The sequence below is a fragment of the Legionella nigrisilvae genome, assembly GCF_977063395.2.
Genome location: NZ_CDRUGZ020000019.1, coordinates 243,548 through 261,734 on the forward strand (window position 1 = coordinate 243,548; position 18,187 = coordinate 261,734).

Consider the following 18,187-nt stretch of genomic DNA (forward strand, 5'->3'; position numbering starts at 1 on the left):
AAACCCTGCATGATTAATCAATAATAATTCCATTCTGTGTTAAGCTTTGACTCATAGATGAAAAAACGAGTTGATGATGATAAAAGTTGGGCAGTTTAATCGATTGAAAATGGTACGAGAAGCTCCATTTGGAGTATATCTTCAGGGTGGGGAGTGGGGAGAAATTTTATTACCCAATAAATCGGTCCCTAAAGGCGCGTTAGTTGGTGATGTAGTGGATGTATTTGTCTATTTTGATTCAGAGGACAAAATTATTGCGACAACAATGCGTCCTCTTGCCACCCTAGGTAGCTTTGCTTTTTTAAAAGTGATCGATGTAAACCCTGTGGGAGCTTTTCTTGATTGGGGATTAGAGAAAGATTTATTGGTGCCCCACTCCGAGCAACACCGCCCTATGGAAAAGGGGAAATTTTATCTGGTTTATTTAAAGCAAGATAATCAGGGACGCATCATTGCAAGCTCAAAAATCGACTATTTTTTGGATAAAACTCCAGCTCACTTTAACCCAGGTGATGAAGTGAGCCTGCTTATTGCAGAAAGTACCCCGTTAGGCCGAAAAGTAATCATTAACAACAGCCATTGGGGATTAATTCATACGGGCGATATTTTTCAAACTTTAACATATGGAAAAAAAATAAAAGGGTATATCAAAAAGATGCGCGAAGATGGCAAAATTGATATTACTTTACGACAAATAGGTCAAAGTAGCATCAATGACTTGGCGCAACGTATTTTATCTAAGCTCGAACAGTCCCAGGGTTTTTTAGCATTACATGACAAAAGCTCGCCTGCAGAAATTCAACAGATGTTTTCGGAAAGTAAAAAAAATTTTAAAAGTGCCATAGGCCAACTTTATAAACGAGGTTTGATTAATATTGAGGCCAATGGCATTCGATTACAAAAAGTAGAATAGATTAGAAGTTGAATTTATATTCCACCATAACTGTCAGTTTAACAATAATCCCTATGCAACGGTGTAATATAAAAGGAGGGTTTTTAAAAGAAGCTCTCTGCTGACCATCCTTGGTACAGGAGAGTGATCCTAGGAACAGAAATAAGCATAATAATCATCGTCTTTAGCTTTTGTATCTACTTTTGGAGCGTCAGTAAGATAGTGTTTTTTCACTTGAGATGAAAAAAAGCCCAGTTCCCCTTTTGCTGCTTGTAGATCTCGAGGTTTTGCACGAGTTACTTCTCTTAATCTTTTCTCATGTTGGCGTAGTACATGGTAGCCCAAGTCTGGATCCGAAAAGTGATTTACACCAATTTGTTCATCATAGTATTTTTCCTTTAGCTCGCTAATTTTTTGTTCCCTTGCTTCCGCACATGAACTTAGGACTGCTTCAGGATGATGTTGGAAGCCGATGGTATAAAATCTTCCAGTCCTTTTCTCAACACTTTCCACCATTCGGTCAAATTTACCCCGTCCAGTTACGTGAAGTGAGGTATTTTGGGGATCCTCTTGAACATGCTGATGATGCAAGCAAGTAACATTGTATTCGATATCACCCTCTTTTTGGTTTAGTTTATAACGTAATGCATTATTAAGTTGGCTTCCTTCATGAACCACTACCCTGCTATTGTAAGTAGGGTCTTTTGTTTCTTTATAAACCGCATCAAAATGCTCATAATGAATTTGATGTTGATCGGCATCTTCCGGGATGTCTGTCACTTGAAAGCGATGGAAATGTGCGACTGTCTGTTGTCCACGGCATATACCTAAAAGAGGAATATCTTTACTCTGGGCCAATTCCGTAAGGTCCCCTTCCAGCTTCTTACGTGGATCACTATCATCATGTACCGGGACATTAGGCCCACCGGGTAAATAGATCCCATTCACCTTACCCGTGAACGCTGGATGAGTTAATCCTTCCTGGGGGGTTACCGGAATAACATCAAATCCTTTACTGTGTAAATAATCAATTGTAAGGTCGCAATAGGTTGTACCTCCTTCCTTATCATAAAGCGCAACAATTTTAGGCTTTTCTTCCGACTGCTTTAATTGTGCTTTTTCCTCTTTACTTAAAGCGTATTCAAATTTTGGTCTTTCTTCGTTAGTATTTTGAACGGGACTCCCGTAAACAAATTCTCTCAATCTCTGAAACATAATAACTACCTCACTAACTTAGACCACAAACCATATATGGTCATCTAATATACAAATTGTACTCTTAAATTATTAAGTAATTATTATTAGGGCAGGTATTTTGATGCAATTTTTGTAGGCTTCGAATTTATTGCTTTACGCAGGAATCCAACAACCAACCTTGTTCTTAGCTAAGTTAGTGAAAAGAAAAAAAATTTGGAAAAAAAGTCGACGAGGCAATAACCGAGTTAGTGTATTAGGTATGAATTCTTTTAATTAAACCGAATAAATTATGGGGTTTTTAATCCAGAGTGACTTACCTCTTTGCCTTCCTTGGCTATAAGAGGCCTGTAGTATCAAAGAAAATTAGATCATGAAACTATAAAGTAAGCCTGAGTCGTCTCTGGGCTGTTTTTCTTTTGGTTTAGGCGCTTGTTCTAGAAAGTGTTTTTTAGCTTGATTGGTAAAAAAGCCCATTTCAGCTCTAGCGGCTCTTTCTTCTACTGATTTTGTTTTAGCTTCTCTTAGTTTCTGAACATATTTCATTTCGGTATCAAAGGAAGCCTCAGGATCAAAGAAAAGCGATTTTAAGCGATCTTCATTCGCTTCTTCTTCTACCTGAAGAATGCGTTCTTTTCTTTTATTCTCATAAGAACTTATAAGTACTTCGGGGTGATGTTGTACCCCAAATGAATAATACTTTCCAGTTTTTATTTCAACGCTTTCGACCGTACCATCAAATTTATTGCGGCCTGTAATATCCACATCATGATTATTTGCATTATCGCGTAGATGTTGATGATGAATGCATTTGACTGGGTATTCCATGGGCTCATTATCTCTCTTTTCCTTAAATTCATTTTGTAATGCAGCAAATAATTGACTTCCTTGTTTGACCACAACTGTATTATTCGAATCAGGATAATTCGAATTATCCGCACCTGAATAATGCTGTTCATAGTCTGGCAAATCATCAACCTCCAAACCATTATGATGACCAAGAGCTTGTTGGCCTCGACATACTCCAATGAGAGGAATATCTTTAGTGCGTGCAAGTTGCGTCAGCTGACCTTCAAACTGCTTACGTGGATCATCATCGCTATGAACGGGAATATCTGAACCACCAGGTAAATAAATACCATTAATAGATCCATCTGTAAAAGCAGGATGGTTTAATCCATCATTTGAAGAAACTCGAATAACGTCTAAGCCATCATTTTCAAAATGTTGAATGGCTAAGTCAGCATTCGCTGCCCCATCATTCTCCTCGTAAAGAGCAACAACTTTGGGTTTGCTCTCTGAACGTGCTAGTTGTCTCTTTTCGTCCTTATTTAATTCATATTGGAAGTTAGGTTTTTTTTCTTCCTTTGGGGTTTCAGGACGGGTTTCTGAAAATAAACCACCCAATGGTGACCAGGGTGATGAAAAAAAACGTGAAAACATATGCTCTCCATAAAATACAAGTGATTTGCGAAGGAGATATTAACATATATATGAAAAACTCAAATGGTAATTACTTAAATTTTGAACTGAAAGATATAATTTTTTACAATTTCAGCCAGTATGCTGGGTACTTTAAATCAAGGCATCGGCCAATTTTTTTCAAGAAATAGCTTCTATATAGTTTTTTTGCAACTTTGTTTGGGAGACACCCTGGCGGATGGAGTCCATTTAAAATAACGAGGAAAGTGATAAACCTTTTCTATAATTCAAGTTTAGCATCTAAATTAGGGGGTTTTTTATCATCTTCCATCCTTGATGATACAGTCTCAGGAGTGTTTTTGAAAAACCGATGAGTTTGTTGTTCTTCTACCAAATTTGGCTTTGTTGAATTTTCGTTTGCAACTAAAAGACATGAATTTATAGTTTCCTGTATAACGTCCGGATGAATACCTACTACCGAGTCCACCAACTCTCCAAGAATAGTATTTTCATCCAGTTTACGAGGAACAAAGGGCTCAAAACTTGCTACTAAACTTTTAAGAACTTTGTCCCGAACTCTATCCAACTCTTCTTGATGTTCGTATTGTTCTAAATAATCCTTTACCGTTATCGGATTATACCTAGAAAAAACATAATCGCTGGAAAGCCTATTAAACAATTCCGGGTATTTACGGTTATTTATTCCATGTTCTCTAGCCTGTATAAATAATTCCTCGGGACTCGGAAAATTTCCTAGTTTACCTTCGCGCTCATATAAAATACAAATTTTAAGTAAGGGTAAATCGAATCCTTGATGGAGATATTTTTGAATAAGCATAATTTCCAGTAAACTCAGATAAAAATCTTTTAAATCCGTTGCCGAGAAGTCTACAGCACGCACAAATAAACCCACTAATGAATCTTTTGTTGCATCAAGCAATACTTCATTCATTTCAAAACCACCGTTTTTGTCTTGAATTTCTTTAGCTAGCTCATCTAGTGTTTTAAGCTTTAGTTTTATAGTTTCTTCGGAAATGCTCTGTAGTTTAATGTCTTTTCTGTCTTCTCGTTTTTTTAATTTATCGGTCCTAGTGGTATTAGCATCCTTTGAATTAACATCATATACATAGGCTTCGTCTGCATTAATTAAAACCCCATAACGCCGTCCATCATATGAATAGGTCGGTACATACTTTTGGTAAACAAGTAGTGTTGTTGAAGATAGACAATTACCTTGTTTACTGATAAATAATTTAGCCTCGGTAGCCCAATCTGTTAAACTTACATGATCAGGCTCTACAGTTATTCGATTTACCGTTTTTGCAATGAGCCGATTTGCCTTAAAAAGAGTCCCGATTGTGGGTTTGTTTTCTTTTGTGTACATAAAGATCTCATACAGCTAATTGACTTATGTAAAAGTATAGATCAGAATGCAAATAATTAAACCAGGACGATAATTATGTTTTCTAATTTACCCAATGAAATTTTAGAAATTATTTGCTCGTATTTAAACGTTAAAGAAGAACGCAATCTTAGTCTTTTTTTTAAAAACGTGGAAAACGTAAGAAAATATACTCTGGAGAACCGATTAGCGAGAGTTCTTAACGGTTCAGAGCCGGTTATATTTTGTTACTTACTTCAATGCATTATAGAAAACGAAAAAACGGGACTTGCAATTTTACAAAATGAATATTGCAAAAATATCTTGATAACTCAAAAATCAAAATCTTTACCTCATTGGATTTTAGGTATTGGGGAATGCCAACCCCGTTTATTAGAATTCATTATGGAAGATAAGGATTACAGAAATTCACTAACCAAGTTAGAGACTGAATATGTCATAACCCATTATGAGAAATTATTATCTCCAGAATTGGCTGTAACAATCCATGAAGAATTAGCCAATAAAAAAGATTTTCCCTTCGAAGAAATATTATTAGATGAAGAAGAGGAGGATATACCCCGCCCTGCTTCCTTGCGATAGAGATATTAAGACTTAGTCCTATCCTCTTAGGCAGGTGTTGTATCAATCCGTATCCGTTCTTCTCGGTATTGATCAATATTGTGATTCAAATTTAGCGAACTGTTCTTCTAATTTCCATTGAAGTTGAGCTTTTTGATTCATTTTTAGAAAATTCTCACACGCTGGGATTGGCTGTTTTGTTTGGGATTTCATGGGGGTGCACAAGGGGTTCATAGCCTTATATTGTGAATTTTCCCAAAGATTATCGCCGGGTAAAAAAGAATAATACAGACTATTGCGGGCTAATTGTTTTAGGGTGAGATAAGACAGTTTTTGTTCTTCAACGGCACGCTCATATTGACGAGTTAAAGGCTCAAGGCTTATTCCTTCATCATCGGTTGATAATGCAACCGGTACACCATATTTTAAATATAAAGCTAAGGGATGATTGTCTCCTTTGATGCCTAAAATATAATCGTTACTACTTAGATTGACTTCAACGAGTACTTCTTTTTGAGCCATTTTATTTATTAATTCAGAGGCATTGTATTCGTATTGGATGTCAACACCATGTCCAATTCGTTCTGCAGAAGCAGTCTCTACGGCTTCATGAATATGAAATGTCAATCCGTCTGGTGTGACTAATTGAGGATTAAGTTCACCCGCATGGAGGGTAATATGAACATTAGGGTAGAGTTGATGCAAAAAAGCCACCATTTGCATATGTAGTCGATAATCGCGCATAGATATTGGACCATCCTCAGTCTGAACCATATTGATGCCTACTATACGTGGATCGTGTGAAGCAGATTCAAATCCTGCCAGTAATTGTGCAAATACCATCTCGGGTGGTTGTTCTCTACGAACCTGATACAAATAGCGAACCGTGATCTCACAACCTGCTTGTTCATTTTGGGTACCGCATTGTTGTAATGCATTCTTCTTAGCTTCATCTTTGTTCAAATTAAGAGAAATATTAGTCACTATTTGGTCAAAGTTAGCACTTAATAATTGATTGCGCAGGTATTCTAAATTAGGATTCCATCCCATACTTTTTCCGAGTTGACTGGCCTCGTTTCCATCTGGGGTCGTCATGATTTCTAAATAAAGTTCGTTTTGGGCTGCCGCACGTTCAGTTATTTCAGCTAAAATTTCTCCTCCATGCATTTTGGTAATCAGGCTAAATTTTCCAAAAGCATTAAAAAAATGATCATGACCTGATTCATTTCCCATTTTATCGAAATGGCGCATCGACCATGCGTCAATCAGTGAGTTGTATAACTTATTATTGAGTACCGCGTTAGCTAAATAATCTTCTGTGTTGCATGAAGGATTGATAAAAACCGACAAATTTTTATTCTCAATACATAAATCATCCATTTCCGCATAGTGAATTAAATTTTCAGGGAATGATGAGCCGCTCACGTGCATATGCAAATCTCCCCCTTTAGGCATCTGAGTTAGAAATTTTTTTAATAGCCTAGGAGTGCTTTTAACGGAATCAAAGTAAGATTGCGTATTTTCTTCAGGACTAGCGTAGGCTTGTATTTGAACTATTAAGAAACAAAACACATAAAAAAACTTATTCATATCGCGAACAATTTGCTTAAAATATCGACTATTTTTGCATGATAAAATTATTCGGTCAAATAAATTTGCTTTAATAAACATGCAATGACACGAATAATGAGACTACAAGCAATGATATTGATATAGAACTGTCCCTCTAAGGGCTCTAAAAAAATGTAAAATTATTCATAAGATTTGATTTTGTTGATAATTAAAAACCAATATCAGCTACTATTATCCTATAATTGATTTTGATCCACATTGAACCTAATTCCTTTCGTGGCCTTAGGTCGCCTGGGTCCACACGATATTATTGATCCATTAAGAGAGGTATTACTTTGGAAAAGCGTATTTTCATAGTAGGTCATATGGGTGCTGGCAAGTTTGTATTTACAGAAGCCTTGGCTAACAAATTAGGATGGCAGATTGTCGATGCAAATCCCAGTATTGAACGTTATATTGGACGACATACTCGAGAAATTCTTGGTGAGCAAGGCGAAGCAGCCTTTAATCGTTGCCAGGCCGAAATTATTTCTCATAGCCTAGAAAAAGAAAATGTTGTTGTCTTATTGGAAGAATGCGTAGTTTCGAGTGAGGAGTGTCGAAAATTGTTATCCTCTGAATTTGTAGTTTATTTGAAAGTTTCTATACCCACGCAGCTAGCTCGTATGAAAAATGGACGAACTTCCTCACTTCCAATCGATGATATGAAAAAATTTTTGGAAGAACAACATCGCGAACGAGACTCTTTTTATGAAGAGGTTGCTACTTTAGTCGTTGAATCCGTTGGTTATTCTGATCAAGTCTCGGAAATCAATAAAATTATTGATGAAGATGTTAGTAAAGTTATGAAGGCCTTGGAAAGTTAACCCATTCAGACTCATCCCTAAGAAGGCCATTTTGACCCAACCTCTTGAATTAGCTTGGTACTGGGTCAAAAATGTCCTACCAATGCTCATTCTAAAATACAACAGCGAATTTTCAATTTTTGATGTTATAAAAAGTTACCAAGTCAATAATTAAATCTCCCAATAGCTTTATTGCATTAAACCCTTATTCTATAAATGCCTCATCTATGATTTAGAATAATCAAAAAAAGGTTATGAACAATGAATGTTTACCACAATTCGCTTTTATAGCTTATGTAATGAATTTTCTTATCTCAATTTTAGGCATTACCTTCCTATTTGCCTTAATTTTTAATATTATTCCGGATGTGATACTTCAATGGAAAGATGTATGGTTGGGCGCTTTCATTACTGCACTTTTATTTTCAATAGGTAAATTTTTATTGGGTATTTATCTATCTCACTCCAATTTATCCCAAGGATTTGGTGCGGCTGGCGCTCTTATTCCAATTCTCGTGTGGATTTATTATTCCGCGCAGATTTTATTTACGGGAGCAGAATTCACAAAAGTCCATCTTCTTCATAAAGGAAAAAAGATTAGCAAAGAGGCACGGTTGGTAAGCAAATAATATAGGAATGAGAAAGGCGGATCCTATCCGCCTTCATCAATTAATGGATGGGGGCGTTCCAATCCTTTTCTAAGTCAGAGTAATCTCTATTCGGACGTCGTTTTACACTCATCACGATTCCTCCAGATTGTATTCCTCGCTCATATTCTTTTGCGCGTTCTTCTGGAATACCCCAACCAATTAATGCCCCAACTATTCCGCCTGAGATACTTCCGGCTCCCGCTCCGGCCAAAGCAGCAGCAATAGGTCCTGCAATTACGAGACCTAATCCCGGGATCACCAAACTAGTACCCACCGCAGCAAGCCCACCTAAGAGAGCGCCAAGCCCAGCTCCAATCGCGCCACCCACGCCTAGTCCTTCCGCAGCATAAGTTTCTTCGTTTTGGACTAAATCAGAATCATAATACTTTTTCTTGGAATCTTCTGACATAATGATATTAATATCATCTGGGCTGTATCCTCTATCTAAATAAGATTGATACGCTGCCTCTGCAGAATCTCGATCTGGAAAATATGCGGTAAGCATCTCATTATTTCGAGTTTCAGACATTGTCCCTTTTTGGACGCTATGGGTTCCTGTTCTAGGTCGTGTATAATTTGTCATGATAACCTCCTGTTCATTTTGTAATCCTTAATTGTAGAGTATAGTCCATTAATGGGATGATTGATTAATTATTGACCACTTATTCGACTTAACTTTTTTTGTAATAATGAGGTATTCAAAATGCGCTTGACAGACTATAGAAACCTGGTTGCAAGCAACCAGGTTACGTTTTAATTTCTACCTATTGGAGTATAACAACAGGTAAATTCAAATGGCTGAGAGTCGACCTGCTTGTTTAAATGTAAATAATATCCTTCATTCTTAAGTAATGAATTAACATTAAGTAAATGATCTACTTCATATAAATAATCACGATGCGGGGACTGCCAGTCAGAAATTTGAATGAGTGCTTTTTGTTTCGCTTCAAGCTCATTACCGGCCACTACAAAAATATTTTTATGTAATTCTGTAAATTGGGTTTTATCGTACCCCCCCAAATTTACGAAAAATAATTTATTACTATGATCTTCTGATTGTTCCTGTGAAACTTGAATCCTATATCCATCTGCATACTTTAAAATGCCCCAAGCATCTATATGTAAAGTTTTTGGTATTCCCCACCAGCTTTTTCTGAGTCCCTCATAGGTATCTTCAATGGAGTTGGCGACTAAAAAGCGTAGATCATGGAGTTCGATTAAAGAATTAGAGTGGCTTCCACCAATATAAATCACAAATAAATTCATCTAGTTATCCTTCAGTATTAAGAATTACATCACCACGGGGGGTAATTTTAATACTTTTCTTATTATTAATAATTATTTTTCAAATAATAGTTTATATGGCTTTTAGGCATGCAAGCAGCAAAATCTGCTCACCCCTTTTTTAGAGTATTAGCTGATTCTGTACCAGCAGATTCAGAATCGGGCGAAGTAGACTTTTGTGCCCCAGCGGCCGCTTCAGCTCCTGTATCATACTGCTTTACTTGGCGCCAATGGGTTGGCTCTCCTTGCTGAAAAGTTCTACTGAAAAAACTTCCCTGGTATTGATTTAAAGCGTTTGTATCAAGATGGAGCTTTAAAATTGATTTATATTTCCCTAAAGATGCATATTTATCCGCGCATTGTTCAATCTCTTGCACTATAGCTGTTTTTATTTGTTTCCATAACTCCTTATTTCCTCCTTCACGCGCTCTTAACATCATATCGCTTAATTGGGCTGGGTTATTGAGGGGAATATTCTCATTTGCCAAAGTAAAAGACATTTCTTTTACTGGGGAAAAATCTTTGTCGAAATGAATTTCTTCCAAACGTTGTAGGTCCTTTAATAATTCATCCCATCGCTGCTTATCCCCACGTAAACGGGCCCAATTAAGTAAATAAGCCAGTTGAGATAGATTTGTGGGAGTATCACTATAATCTACACAAGCCTCTTTTGAATTTAAATTTCCGCGTGCCACCAGACCATGGCAATTTATAAATTCGCCATATTTACCATTAAAATTTATACCGAAACTGAAACCTGACTCGTCTAAATTTCGACCATTACCGGCACAAAGTTGTAGACTGGTGAGTTGGAATCCTAACTCATTAAGTTGATTATCAAGGACTTCTAAAATTTCTTCATCATCAAACAAACCGTTTGGGTAGTGTGAACTGCTAAATCCAATTACTGCTTCAATTTCAGCACCTTCAGGCGCCTTAGCCACCATCGCAGCGATAACCTCTTTTCCCAAGGGTGAATCTAGAGTATAACTCGTAATACCTCCTGGAAAATGGATCAGAGATAACCGCTTCACTTCATTGTTTTTCTTGACGAAAAAGGCAAAGGATACACATTCAGTCATGCCAGAAGTGAAAATTCCATGAGCGTCCTCTGAACCTATATTAACCACGTTTTTTGGATCGCACTCAGCATAAAACGGCGCGTATTTATAAGAAATAACATCGTCATCGATCGGATCTATGTACATAATTAACCTCACACAGGATAATTATAGTACTGTGTGGATCATTTTTACCAATTGGGTCAGACTCGATTGATTGGCATCATGACGTAACCTTTGGGACGATTTAGCCCAGTTTTAGCAGTTAAATCAGGTTCTTAAGCTAGGAAACCCGAGATTTTGCAATTTCAAACTACTTCAATTTCAACAGGAGCAGTACCGGTTATACCGAGTTTTTTAGCAGCACCAAAGGATAAGTCAATTATCCTATTCGATAAAAAAGGACCTCGATCAGTAATCCGAACCACAATCGACCGGCCATTATTCAGGTTTTTAACCCGAACTCGGGTAGCAATTGGAAGCGTGGGATGAGCTGCTGTCATCGCATACATGTTATAGCGCGCTCCGGTCGATGTTTTTTGATGTCTACCGTGTGACCCATACCAGGAAGCAACTCCTTTTGCTTTGTAATTTTTGGCAGATTTCATCACATGATATGTTTTCCCTCTGACCACATAATGATCTGGCCCATTAGGTGGCTGATGCACACAAGCAACGAGTAGCATCGGGAGTAAGCCTGTAATGAGTCGTTTAATGGTCAACAAAATCGTATCATAGTTCATAAAATTTTCTTCTACTTCCGCAACAGATATTTTACATTTAAAGTTTCAATGTTATCGAGATGATCTTTTTTAAAAAATATCACGAGAACAAAAAACTTCCTTGCAAAAAAAATCATCAATGAGCAAAAAATTTTTTATCATTGCCCTTCAGTTGATTTGGATTATATATTTTTTTGATGAGTATATACCAATAAATTTTGTTGTATCACCTCTTTCCTAAATCAATGATGTTTATAAATAGTGGTTTCATGTTCCTGGAGGCTTAGTAAGATTTTAGATATTTAATTAAAAATGAAAAAAACAAAAACTCTAAAAAAATTACGGGTATTTAAGCCCCTTTTGTAGTTTAATGAGTATTTTCAATCTTAAAAAATCATTAAGTAATGAGTGGATTATATAAATTAACCAGGTTCAGTTTATTTCTAACTATTATCTTTTCATGCCAACAAATTTTGGCCAAAGATATCATTTCGCCACAAGCCGAAAATGAACCTCCAAATATAGGAAATTTTGCACTTCCCCCATCCCAACAACCTGGTCCTTTTCTCTCATTTGGCCAAAGTTTAATTGAAAAGGGTCAAATGCAATTTTATGTTGCACCAAATTATTTGAAAAGTAGAAGTGAGCATTTTTTAAGCACACCCATTTCATTTGTTTATGGCTTATCCGATAAAGCGTCCCTTTTACTATCACTCCCAATTGCTGCAAGTTATGTGAGCGATAATCATTCCTCGGGAATTGGAGATATTTACATTCAAGGAGAATACGCTCCTTATGACAATAGTACTTCAAAATATGCCGAACAGTTGACTGTTGTAGGTGGGTTGTCCGCGCCATCAGGTTCGTTTCGTAAAGACCCACCTACAGGTTTTGGGGCGCCTAGTTATTTTTTGGGAAGTACCTATAATCGCATGTCTGTAGATTGGCTATGGTTTGCTGCTTCTGGGTTAACATGGATAGAAAAAAATGGCGAGGTTAAATTAGGAACCCAATATCTATATCAATCTGGCTTAGGTCGAAACATTAAAAGCGTAACGGGGAAATACATTTTTTTTAGCTTAGTTGAAGTTCATGGAGTCCATATGGACAAAGATAAGGTCTCAGGGGAAGCAGATCCCGACACCGGAGGAGACTTATTATTAATTACCCCTTCTTTATGGTTTTCTACCAAGAAATTCTTTTTTCAGTTAGGATGGTCAACTCCAATTTACCAAGCCTTGAATGGGGAGCAAAGCAAGATTAACTATCATATCAATGGGGTTCTCGGTGTAACTTTTAACTAGGTAGTGATTGATTATGAAGCATTTATACTATCCCACTATAGGTGCCACTCATATTGATCAATGTGATAAGTATTAATTATATGATTTGGTTTGTTCAAAATTAAAGAATTAAATAAGCTTTATAGATACTTTGTTTGGGTCTGTCCAAATATCATTTAACTCCTCATAACATTCTTTACTTGGATGCAATTGTCCCTTGTTTCTATAAAAATTAGAAAAAACAGTTTGTTCTGCTAATTTTAATCGAGCATCTACTTCTGTATTAGCCCAAGTATCCTGGCCATTTTCAAGAAGATTTTCATAACCTCCTATATCTCTAATTATTTTTATTGTTTCCTTATCTATTATTCGTAATCTGTAATGATTCATTTTAGCTCCAGAAACTTAATATTCTCCTTTTGTTTTATATTAGCTTATTTTTAAATAGACCAAGGATTAATGAACACTAGATTCAAAAAAAATTTACAAAGTTGAGCCTATAAAATCTGCACAATTACTTGTATAGAACCCATCACTAATGAGGAGAACGGCAATCCACTTCATTTGAGGAATCTATTTGGAGATGCGACATAAGTAACCAAGAAATTAGGTAATAAAAAATTTATTAAGCATAATTCAAACATGTATTGGACAAGATAATTCAATATTAGCCACATTAACTCCCAAGGGGACTTCCCAGGCATTGGGAAATAACTTGAGTTTAAGTAAATACCCGCAAATTAATAATTCTTTATGTCGTTAAGTATAATTAGAGTTTTAATACTATAGTTATAAGTAGATGGCGTTTAAGGAGAATAATCATGCTGGGGACAATATTGTTAATTGTCTTGATACTCATTTTAATTGGTGCCTTACCAAGATGGGGGCATAGCAGAGAATGGGGCTATGGGCCCTCTGGTATTATTGGGCTTATTTTAGTAATTTATTTAATATTACTTTTGATAGGGCGGGTGCCTTTTTAGAATCTTAACTCTAAAAATAAACTCTACCTAGCGAAGCCATTGAATGAAATTATTTGTTGGGGGCTTTTGAAGATGGAAGGCTCCCTAGAGCAATTTACTTTTCTAATTATAGTAAATATTCCATCGGGTCCCAGGACTCTTGGGAAGGAATCTGCTTTTCGAATAGGAGGCACTCCTGGAATAATTGAAAAGAGCACATTGGGGTTCAATAAGCAGATATCCATTAATATGCAGACTATACTTAAAATAAGATTAATAATTGGATTAAATTATGAAAAAACATCCTTTCCAAAAAGGACTAGAAAAAGCAAACGAGAAATTAAAAGAAACTGATTTAGGGGTTTATAATCAAGAAAAGAAAGAAATTGGGCATCATCGAGATAATCATAAAAAAGGCAAAAAAAGATAACTCCTTCTCCACCCCAGTTTGTTCCTGAATATAATTAAAACTCTTTATAATCGGTTAAGCAAAGAAGGCTCGAGCACTTTTTAAACACCCTTATTTAATCGCATGCCACTCTTCATCGTGTTGCTCAAAGTTATAGCTTTTTATACTCATGCAAATAATCAAACAACTCTTTATCAGATAAATGCATCAGGTTTTTTTGTATCTTTAATTTTATTAAATCAGTCGCATTTTTATTAAGATGCTTGGAAAATAAACCCTCTATTTGAGCTGGCATTACAATTACCAATTCCTTATAAAGATTCTTATTTCTTGCTTCATTAAGTTCCAGGGCTATTTCTCTAGAGAAATTATTGTCTTGTACGTCTTCGATTTCTGTATGTGGGTCGTAGACTCCTCCTCCCCCCTTAGAATAACTTGAATTGTACCTTCCAGGTTTATCTGTAACAAGCTCACTATCCTTTAATTTATTTTCAGGACGACTAATTTCTTTAAGTAGATTCAAAGCATCCTCTTGATATTCATAAATTCGGCAATTATTCGTATTTGCAGTAACTATCCATTTCATTTCAATCTCCTTTTTAAAATCAGTGGATGCCTGGGATTTTATTAGTTTAGTACAAGATCTTGATGAGACAAAAAATAAAAATATGCTATCCCCTGCCATTTTGCAGAAAGATGAGGTTAAATATATTAAACCTGCGCATATATGAACGTAATACTATAGAACAATTTTCGACATAAAATAGCGGTAGAGAGATTTACATGAAAGGTACTATAACCGGTAAATTAGTAAATTTTGATCAAAAAATCATTGATCTACAACAGTCGACCAATATTCACATTAACCTCAAAATTAAGTATTATTGCACTCTTTTTTTTCTAGAGTAATAGTATGAAGCTAAGTGATTTAACAGCAATAGTTCGCGCCTCAGAAATAATGTATCAGCAAGTTGATAAATCTTCGTTTAAAGAATTAACCGAATTTATGGGAACTTTCAGTAAAATTTATTCCCTATTTCAAACTAGAGAACTCTATAAACTTGGTAATGCTGATATTCCATCTGAGCTCAAGATTTTTTTTGATGAAAATGACTCTGAACTTGATCTATTAACCCGAAAGACTTTAGCTTTGGCTGATTCTATTGACAATGAGTTTAAAAAATTTCGTGCCTCGAAAAACTCTTCTCTCATGGGACAATTTTTTTCATTCTTTGTGGAATCTGATTCTGATCGCAAAGTATCGTCAAGCAGTATATACAATACTGGAATGAGCCAAACAACGAGTGGCAGTTCGGTTACCCTGGATAGCATTCTAAAGATATATAACACCAAGGATAAAAATGTCGCCCTCCGAAAAGCAGCCCACCAAGGCAGTGTTACCCATGTTGAGTTACTAATTAATAACTTTGGGGCCGATATTAACAGCAAAAGTAGTAATGGCTTTACGGCTTTGGACTGGGCTTTCTATAATAATAAGATGGAGCCACAAGGCGTCTTCAATACACTATGCTGGCTAGGAGCAGATCAATCAACTCTTAAACCTCTTCTTGGAAAATATGTAACCGATGATGAGTCTGAATTTCCTACAAAGGATCTGGCTTTAGCAAGAGCCATGAAACAAGAAAATCAAAAAGATATCGGCATATTAGTCACTAAGTACAAGGCAGACACGGAAAAAGCTCAAGAAATTCTGAATGCTGAAACAAAATCTCTAAGCTTTTAATGGATAAAGCGGCGTAGGCTGGGCTGTAAAAGCCCAGCGTCCTGAGCATTCCTATTCTTGTTAACTCGAAAACAAAACATTAATTAATGGATCCATTCATTCGTAAGATCATGTCAAAACATATGTTTTTGGACGTAAACCATAAAATGCCCCTGTAAATTGCACTATAATTATAGAAATATACCCATTTGAGGTGATTTATGTGCAACTTACGAGATGTCGTTATCTTTTTAGCTGGTGCTGCGTTTTTGCATACCATAAGCCATATTGTTTTGCCATATTTTATTACTATGCCTCTGGATATGGGATTCATGGTGCTGACAACCCAATTTAATTTTTGGGTCATAGGTATCAGCGCTATAATTACAATTGCTTTGTTATGGTGGGCATGTAAGCTTAATAAAAAATAACTTTTGTGGCCAGCAAGCTCATTAGTTCCATTGTCCCTATGCTTTGTGGTTTTTGGACATGGAGCCCAAAATTATTCCTGCGTTCACAATCCCCATCTTTTCAAGATATAAAGGGGACTAAAATCTTAGCTCATTTTATTTGGCGCACTGGAATTTGCAATTAAACGTGTAGTTATATTCAATATATGAGAGACATCCTTGGTCGTTAAATAAATAACCTTGACTATATGAAAAAATACTCTTACAAATTGAAAGATATTCCCATTCACGTTTGAGGTTCATGGCAAGCTTCATTGATTTCAGGATCCACTTGAGCATAGGGCTTTTGTTATTATACTCGCCATTACATGCCTCTTTTATTGAGCAAACAATGGGAACTGCTGTAGTGAAGGATGCCACAGCTGTTTACTTTAACCCTGCGGCATTAACTATTTCACCCCATCAACAACTTATCCTCCTGAACACCCTGGCAAAAGCGCAATTTGAGTTTAGCGGGAGAGCGCAAAAAATACCTTTTGGTAATTTCGAGTCAGGATCAACAACCTCTAAATCCAATTTTTTCTTACCTTCCATGTATCTTAGCATTCCTATAAGTGAAAGATTCGTGGCGGGTTTTGCTGTCGTTGCAAATGATTTCAATCGCGAATTGGATAATCACTCAATTCTGCGCTATATCCTGGCACGCAATCAAACGAATAATATTGACTTCATTCCCGCGCTTGGCATTAAAATTAATCAATTCCTTTCCATAGGGGGAAACCTTAATTTTACCTATGCTCATCTCATCCAGGAGCCTATTTCTGCAGGCATACCCCGTTTGAATATTCCTGAAAGCCGTAGCTTGAATGACACTCAAGCAAACAGTTTGGGCGGTGATTTTGGGATACTAATTAAACCTGGTAAAAAGACAGCCTTGGGTTTTAATTACCGCAGTGCAGTGACTTATAATTTACAGGGGAGTAGCACGATAACTGGTACGCCGAGTATTTCTTCGGATGATTACCATTTTGAGTACTGGACACCAGCAAGAAGTGTCGTGACACTAAGCCATTTTCTTAATGAAAAATTAGGCTTTATAGGAACTGTTCAATACCTGCAATGGAATATCTTTAAAGAGGTTTCTGTGTATAATTTTGCTACGCAAGCCGCCTCCCAAGTATTTATAGTCCCCCGGGCTCGCATTAATTATCACTTTCACAACAGTTGGCTTTTAACCCTCGGGACAATTTATCAAGTTTCACCAAAGTGGGTAGTCCGAGTAGCAGGAACATATAATCAGTCACCCTCGAATGGGAGATTTCAAATAGGCCCTGGAGACAGTTGGATTACTGGTTTTTCCATGGGCTATCAATTGATGAACCATCTCACTGTTGATTTCGGTTATGGCCATGCTTTTTTTAAAAAGGAACAGATTGATATTAAAACTTCCCAGAATATTATAACGGGCACCAATGAAGGCGCCCATGACGCCGCCTCTCTCAAATTTACACTCACCGCTTAATGGTTACTTGAATGTGACATATATAATAGTCTAGATGGCAAAGTATATTTTGATGGAAAGAGATGGATATAGGCAGGGGAGCGGATATCAGAGTGAACGTCTAAGGATGAAAAATCTTATCTATAACAAACTTTTGATTTCCTTTTTTTTGGCGATCCCGTAAAAATCGTGATAAACCTTCTGAGATATTTTTTTGTTCAAGTAATTTTTATAATGTAGGTTCTGATTAAGCCTCACAACATGTTCCAATTGGAAATGGCTAAGTCATGGTAT

General features: G+C 36.4%; 20 protein-coding genes. 10 read left to right on the forward strand and 10 right to left on the reverse strand.

Going from position 1 to position 18,187, the window contains the following annotated elements; translation table 11 throughout:
• Positions 1 to 73 precede the first annotated feature (73 nt).
• The gene (locus ACWTE2_RS06105; RefSeq protein ID WP_454784627.1) at positions 74 to 913 is read left to right on the forward strand and encodes a CvfB family protein; all 840 of its coding nucleotides are present in this window, start codon (positions 74 to 76) and stop codon (positions 911 to 913) included.
• A 129-nt stretch (positions 914 to 1,042) separates the two neighbouring features.
• On the opposite strand, the gene ACWTE2_RS06110 is transcribed toward ACWTE2_RS06105, so the two are convergent.
• The 3 genes from ACWTE2_RS06110 to ACWTE2_RS06120 form a co-directional block, all read right to left on the reverse strand.
• Positions 1,043 to 2,107, reverse strand: a complete 1,065-nt coding sequence (locus ACWTE2_RS06110) for a gamma-glutamyl-gamma-aminobutyrate hydrolase family protein (RefSeq protein ID WP_454784628.1) — start codon at positions 2,105 to 2,107, stop codon at positions 1,043 to 1,045.
• Between the two features lie 345 nt (positions 2,108 to 2,452).
• Positions 2,453 to 3,529, reverse strand: coding sequence for a gamma-glutamyl-gamma-aminobutyrate hydrolase family protein (locus ACWTE2_RS06115; RefSeq protein ID WP_454784629.1), 1,077 nt, complete (start codon positions 3,527 to 3,529; stop codon positions 2,453 to 2,455).
• 259 nt (positions 3,530 to 3,788) lie between these two features.
• Positions 3,789 to 4,892 carry a hypothetical protein gene (locus tag ACWTE2_RS06120; RefSeq protein ID WP_454784630.1) on the reverse strand — a complete coding sequence of 368 codons (1,104 nt, stop codon included), beginning with the start codon at positions 4,890 to 4,892 and terminating at the stop codon, positions 3,789 to 3,791.
• Between the two features lie 75 nt (positions 4,893 to 4,967).
• Here ACWTE2_RS06120 and ACWTE2_RS06125 point away from each other — a divergent pair, with 75 nt between their 5' ends.
• The gene (locus tag ACWTE2_RS06125; RefSeq protein ID WP_454784631.1) at positions 4,968 to 5,492 is read left to right on the forward strand and encodes a hypothetical protein; all 525 of its coding nucleotides are present in this window, start codon (positions 4,968 to 4,970) and stop codon (positions 5,490 to 5,492) included.
• A gap of 72 nt (positions 5,493 to 5,564) precedes the next feature.
• On the opposite strand, the gene ACWTE2_RS06130 is transcribed toward ACWTE2_RS06125, so the two are convergent.
• The gene (locus tag ACWTE2_RS06130; protein WP_454784632.1) at positions 5,565 to 7,061 is read right to left on the reverse strand and encodes an adenosine deaminase family protein; all 1,497 of its coding nucleotides are present in this window, start codon (positions 7,059 to 7,061) and stop codon (positions 5,565 to 5,567) included.
• 317 nt (positions 7,062 to 7,378) lie between these two features.
• On the opposite strand from ACWTE2_RS06130, the gene ACWTE2_RS06135 reads away from it, so the two are divergent.
• On the forward strand, positions 7,379 to 7,909 hold the full coding sequence (locus ACWTE2_RS06135; RefSeq protein WP_454784633.1) for a shikimate kinase: 531 nt from the start codon (positions 7,379 to 7,381) through the stop codon (positions 7,907 to 7,909).
• Between the two features lie 233 nt (positions 7,910 to 8,142).
• Complete coding sequence (locus tag ACWTE2_RS06140; protein ID WP_454784634.1) at positions 8,143 to 8,517, forward strand: YihY/virulence factor BrkB family protein; 375 nt, start codon at positions 8,143 to 8,145, stop codon at positions 8,515 to 8,517.
• 40 nt (positions 8,518 to 8,557) lie between these two features.
• Here the strand turns inward: ACWTE2_RS06140 and ACWTE2_RS06145 are convergent, their stop codons facing one another.
• The 4 genes from ACWTE2_RS06145 to ACWTE2_RS06160 form a co-directional block, all read right to left on the reverse strand.
• Positions 8,558 to 9,121, reverse strand: coding sequence for a hypothetical protein (locus ACWTE2_RS06145; protein ID WP_454784635.1), 564 nt, complete (start codon positions 9,119 to 9,121; stop codon positions 8,558 to 8,560).
• Positions 9,122 to 9,291: 170 nt separating this feature from the next.
• Positions 9,292 to 9,804: a DUF1543 domain-containing protein gene (locus ACWTE2_RS06150; protein WP_454784636.1), complete on the reverse strand. Its 513-nt coding sequence runs from the start codon at positions 9,802 to 9,804 to the stop codon at positions 9,292 to 9,294.
• Positions 9,805 to 9,932: 128 nt separating this feature from the next.
• Complete coding sequence (locus tag ACWTE2_RS06155; protein WP_454784637.1) at positions 9,933 to 11,030, reverse strand: hypothetical protein; 1,098 nt, start codon at positions 11,028 to 11,030, stop codon at positions 9,933 to 9,935.
• Positions 11,031 to 11,191: 161 nt separating this feature from the next.
• A complete protein-coding gene (locus tag ACWTE2_RS06160; RefSeq protein WP_182391879.1) occupies positions 11,192 to 11,626 on the reverse strand; it encodes a septal ring lytic transglycosylase RlpA family protein in 435 nt (144 codons plus the stop codon).
• A gap of 383 nt (positions 11,627 to 12,009) precedes the next feature.
• Between ACWTE2_RS06160 and ACWTE2_RS06165 the strand changes: the two genes are divergently transcribed.
• On the forward strand, positions 12,010 to 12,909 hold the full coding sequence (locus ACWTE2_RS06165) for a transporter (RefSeq protein WP_454784638.1): 900 nt from the start codon (positions 12,010 to 12,012) through the stop codon (positions 12,907 to 12,909).
• Positions 12,910 to 13,017: 108 nt separating this feature from the next.
• Here the strand turns inward: ACWTE2_RS06165 and ACWTE2_RS06170 are convergent, their stop codons facing one another.
• Positions 13,018 to 13,278, reverse strand: a complete 261-nt coding sequence (locus ACWTE2_RS06170; protein ID WP_182391880.1) for a hypothetical protein — start codon at positions 13,276 to 13,278, stop codon at positions 13,018 to 13,020.
• Positions 13,279 to 13,709: 431 nt separating this feature from the next.
• Here ACWTE2_RS06170 and ACWTE2_RS06175 point away from each other — a divergent pair, with 431 nt between their 5' ends.
• Both ACWTE2_RS06175 and ACWTE2_RS06180 read left to right on the forward strand, forming a co-directional pair.
• Positions 13,710 to 13,871 (forward strand): DUF3309 family protein, encoded by a 162-nt coding sequence (locus tag ACWTE2_RS06175; protein ID WP_454784639.1) that lies wholly within the window; start codon positions 13,710 to 13,712, stop codon positions 13,869 to 13,871.
• A 271-nt stretch (positions 13,872 to 14,142) separates the two neighbouring features.
• Positions 14,143 to 14,280, forward strand: coding sequence for a hypothetical protein (locus ACWTE2_RS06180; RefSeq protein ID WP_182391882.1), 138 nt, complete (start codon positions 14,143 to 14,145; stop codon positions 14,278 to 14,280).
• Between the two features lie 130 nt (positions 14,281 to 14,410).
• Here ACWTE2_RS06180 and ACWTE2_RS06185 read toward each other — a convergent pair whose 3' ends face one another.
• Positions 14,411 to 14,845 (reverse strand): host attachment protein, encoded by a 435-nt coding sequence (locus ACWTE2_RS06185; protein ID WP_454784640.1) that lies wholly within the window; start codon positions 14,843 to 14,845, stop codon positions 14,411 to 14,413.
• 327 nt (positions 14,846 to 15,172) lie between these two features.
• Between ACWTE2_RS06185 and ACWTE2_RS06190 the strand changes: the two genes are divergently transcribed.
• From ACWTE2_RS06190 to ACWTE2_RS06200, 3 genes are all read left to right on the forward strand, one after another.
• A complete protein-coding gene (locus ACWTE2_RS06190) occupies positions 15,173 to 16,003 on the forward strand; it encodes an ankyrin repeat domain-containing protein (RefSeq protein WP_454784641.1) in 831 nt (276 codons plus the stop codon).
• Positions 16,004 to 16,203: 200 nt separating this feature from the next.
• Positions 16,204 to 16,413: a hypothetical protein gene (locus ACWTE2_RS06195; protein ID WP_182391885.1), complete on the forward strand. Its 210-nt coding sequence runs from the start codon at positions 16,204 to 16,206 to the stop codon at positions 16,411 to 16,413.
• 370 nt (positions 16,414 to 16,783) lie between these two features.
• A complete protein-coding gene (locus ACWTE2_RS06200) occupies positions 16,784 to 17,914 on the forward strand; it encodes an OmpP1/FadL family transporter (RefSeq protein ID WP_454784642.1) in 1,131 nt (376 codons plus the stop codon).
• Positions 17,915 to 18,187: the final 273 nt, after the last annotated feature.

Bases quoted from the DNA above. Each gene is read 5' to 3' on its own strand.
- ACWTE2_RS06105 (WP_454784627.1), top strand. From the start codon at position 74: ATGATGATAAAAGTTGGGCAGTTTAATCGATTGAAAATGGTACGAGAA.
- ACWTE2_RS06110 (WP_454784628.1), bottom strand. From the start codon at position 2,107: ATGTTTCAGAGATTGAGAGAATTTGTTTACGGGAGTCCCGTTCAAAAT.
- ACWTE2_RS06115 (WP_454784629.1), bottom strand. From the start codon at position 3,529: ATGTTTTCACGTTTTTTTTCATCACCCTGGTCACCATTGGGTGGTTTA.
- ACWTE2_RS06120 (WP_454784630.1), bottom strand. From the start codon at position 4,892: ATGTACACAAAAGAAAACAAACCCACAATCGGGACTCTTTTTAAGGCA.
- ACWTE2_RS06125 (WP_454784631.1), top strand. From the start codon at position 4,968: ATGTTTTCTAATTTACCCAATGAAATTTTAGAAATTATTTGCTCGTAT.
- ACWTE2_RS06130 (WP_454784632.1), bottom strand. From the start codon at position 7,061: ATGAATAAGTTTTTTTATGTGTTTTGTTTCTTAATAGTTCAAATACAA.
- ACWTE2_RS06140 (WP_454784634.1), top strand. From the start codon at position 8,143: ATGAACAATGAATGTTTACCACAATTCGCTTTTATAGCTTATGTAATG.
- ACWTE2_RS06145 (WP_454784635.1), bottom strand. From the start codon at position 9,121: ATGACAAATTATACACGACCTAGAACAGGAACCCATAGCGTCCAAAAA.
- ACWTE2_RS06150 (WP_454784636.1), bottom strand. From the start codon at position 9,804: ATGAATTTATTTGTGATTTATATTGGTGGAAGCCACTCTAATTCTTTA.
- ACWTE2_RS06155 (WP_454784637.1), bottom strand. From the start codon at position 11,030: ATGTACATAGATCCGATCGATGACGATGTTATTTCTTATAAATACGCG.
- ACWTE2_RS06160 (WP_182391879.1), bottom strand. From the start codon at position 11,626: ATGAACTATGATACGATTTTGTTGACCATTAAACGACTCATTACAGGC.
- ACWTE2_RS06165 (WP_454784638.1), top strand. From the start codon at position 12,010: ATGAGTGGATTATATAAATTAACCAGGTTCAGTTTATTTCTAACTATT.
- ACWTE2_RS06170 (WP_182391880.1), bottom strand. From the start codon at position 13,278: ATGAATCATTACAGATTACGAATAATAGATAAGGAAACAATAAAAATA.
- ACWTE2_RS06175 (WP_454784639.1), top strand. From the start codon at position 13,710: ATGCTGGGGACAATATTGTTAATTGTCTTGATACTCATTTTAATTGGT.
- ACWTE2_RS06180 (WP_182391882.1), top strand. From the start codon at position 14,143: ATGAAAAAACATCCTTTCCAAAAAGGACTAGAAAAAGCAAACGAGAAA.
- ACWTE2_RS06185 (WP_454784640.1), bottom strand. From the start codon at position 14,845: ATGAAATGGATAGTTACTGCAAATACGAATAATTGCCGAATTTATGAA.
- ACWTE2_RS06190 (WP_454784641.1), top strand. From the start codon at position 15,173: ATGAAGCTAAGTGATTTAACAGCAATAGTTCGCGCCTCAGAAATAATG.
- ACWTE2_RS06195 (WP_182391885.1), top strand. From the start codon at position 16,204: ATGTGCAACTTACGAGATGTCGTTATCTTTTTAGCTGGTGCTGCGTTT.
- ACWTE2_RS06200 (WP_454784642.1), top strand. From the start codon at position 16,784: ATGGGAACTGCTGTAGTGAAGGATGCCACAGCTGTTTACTTTAACCCT.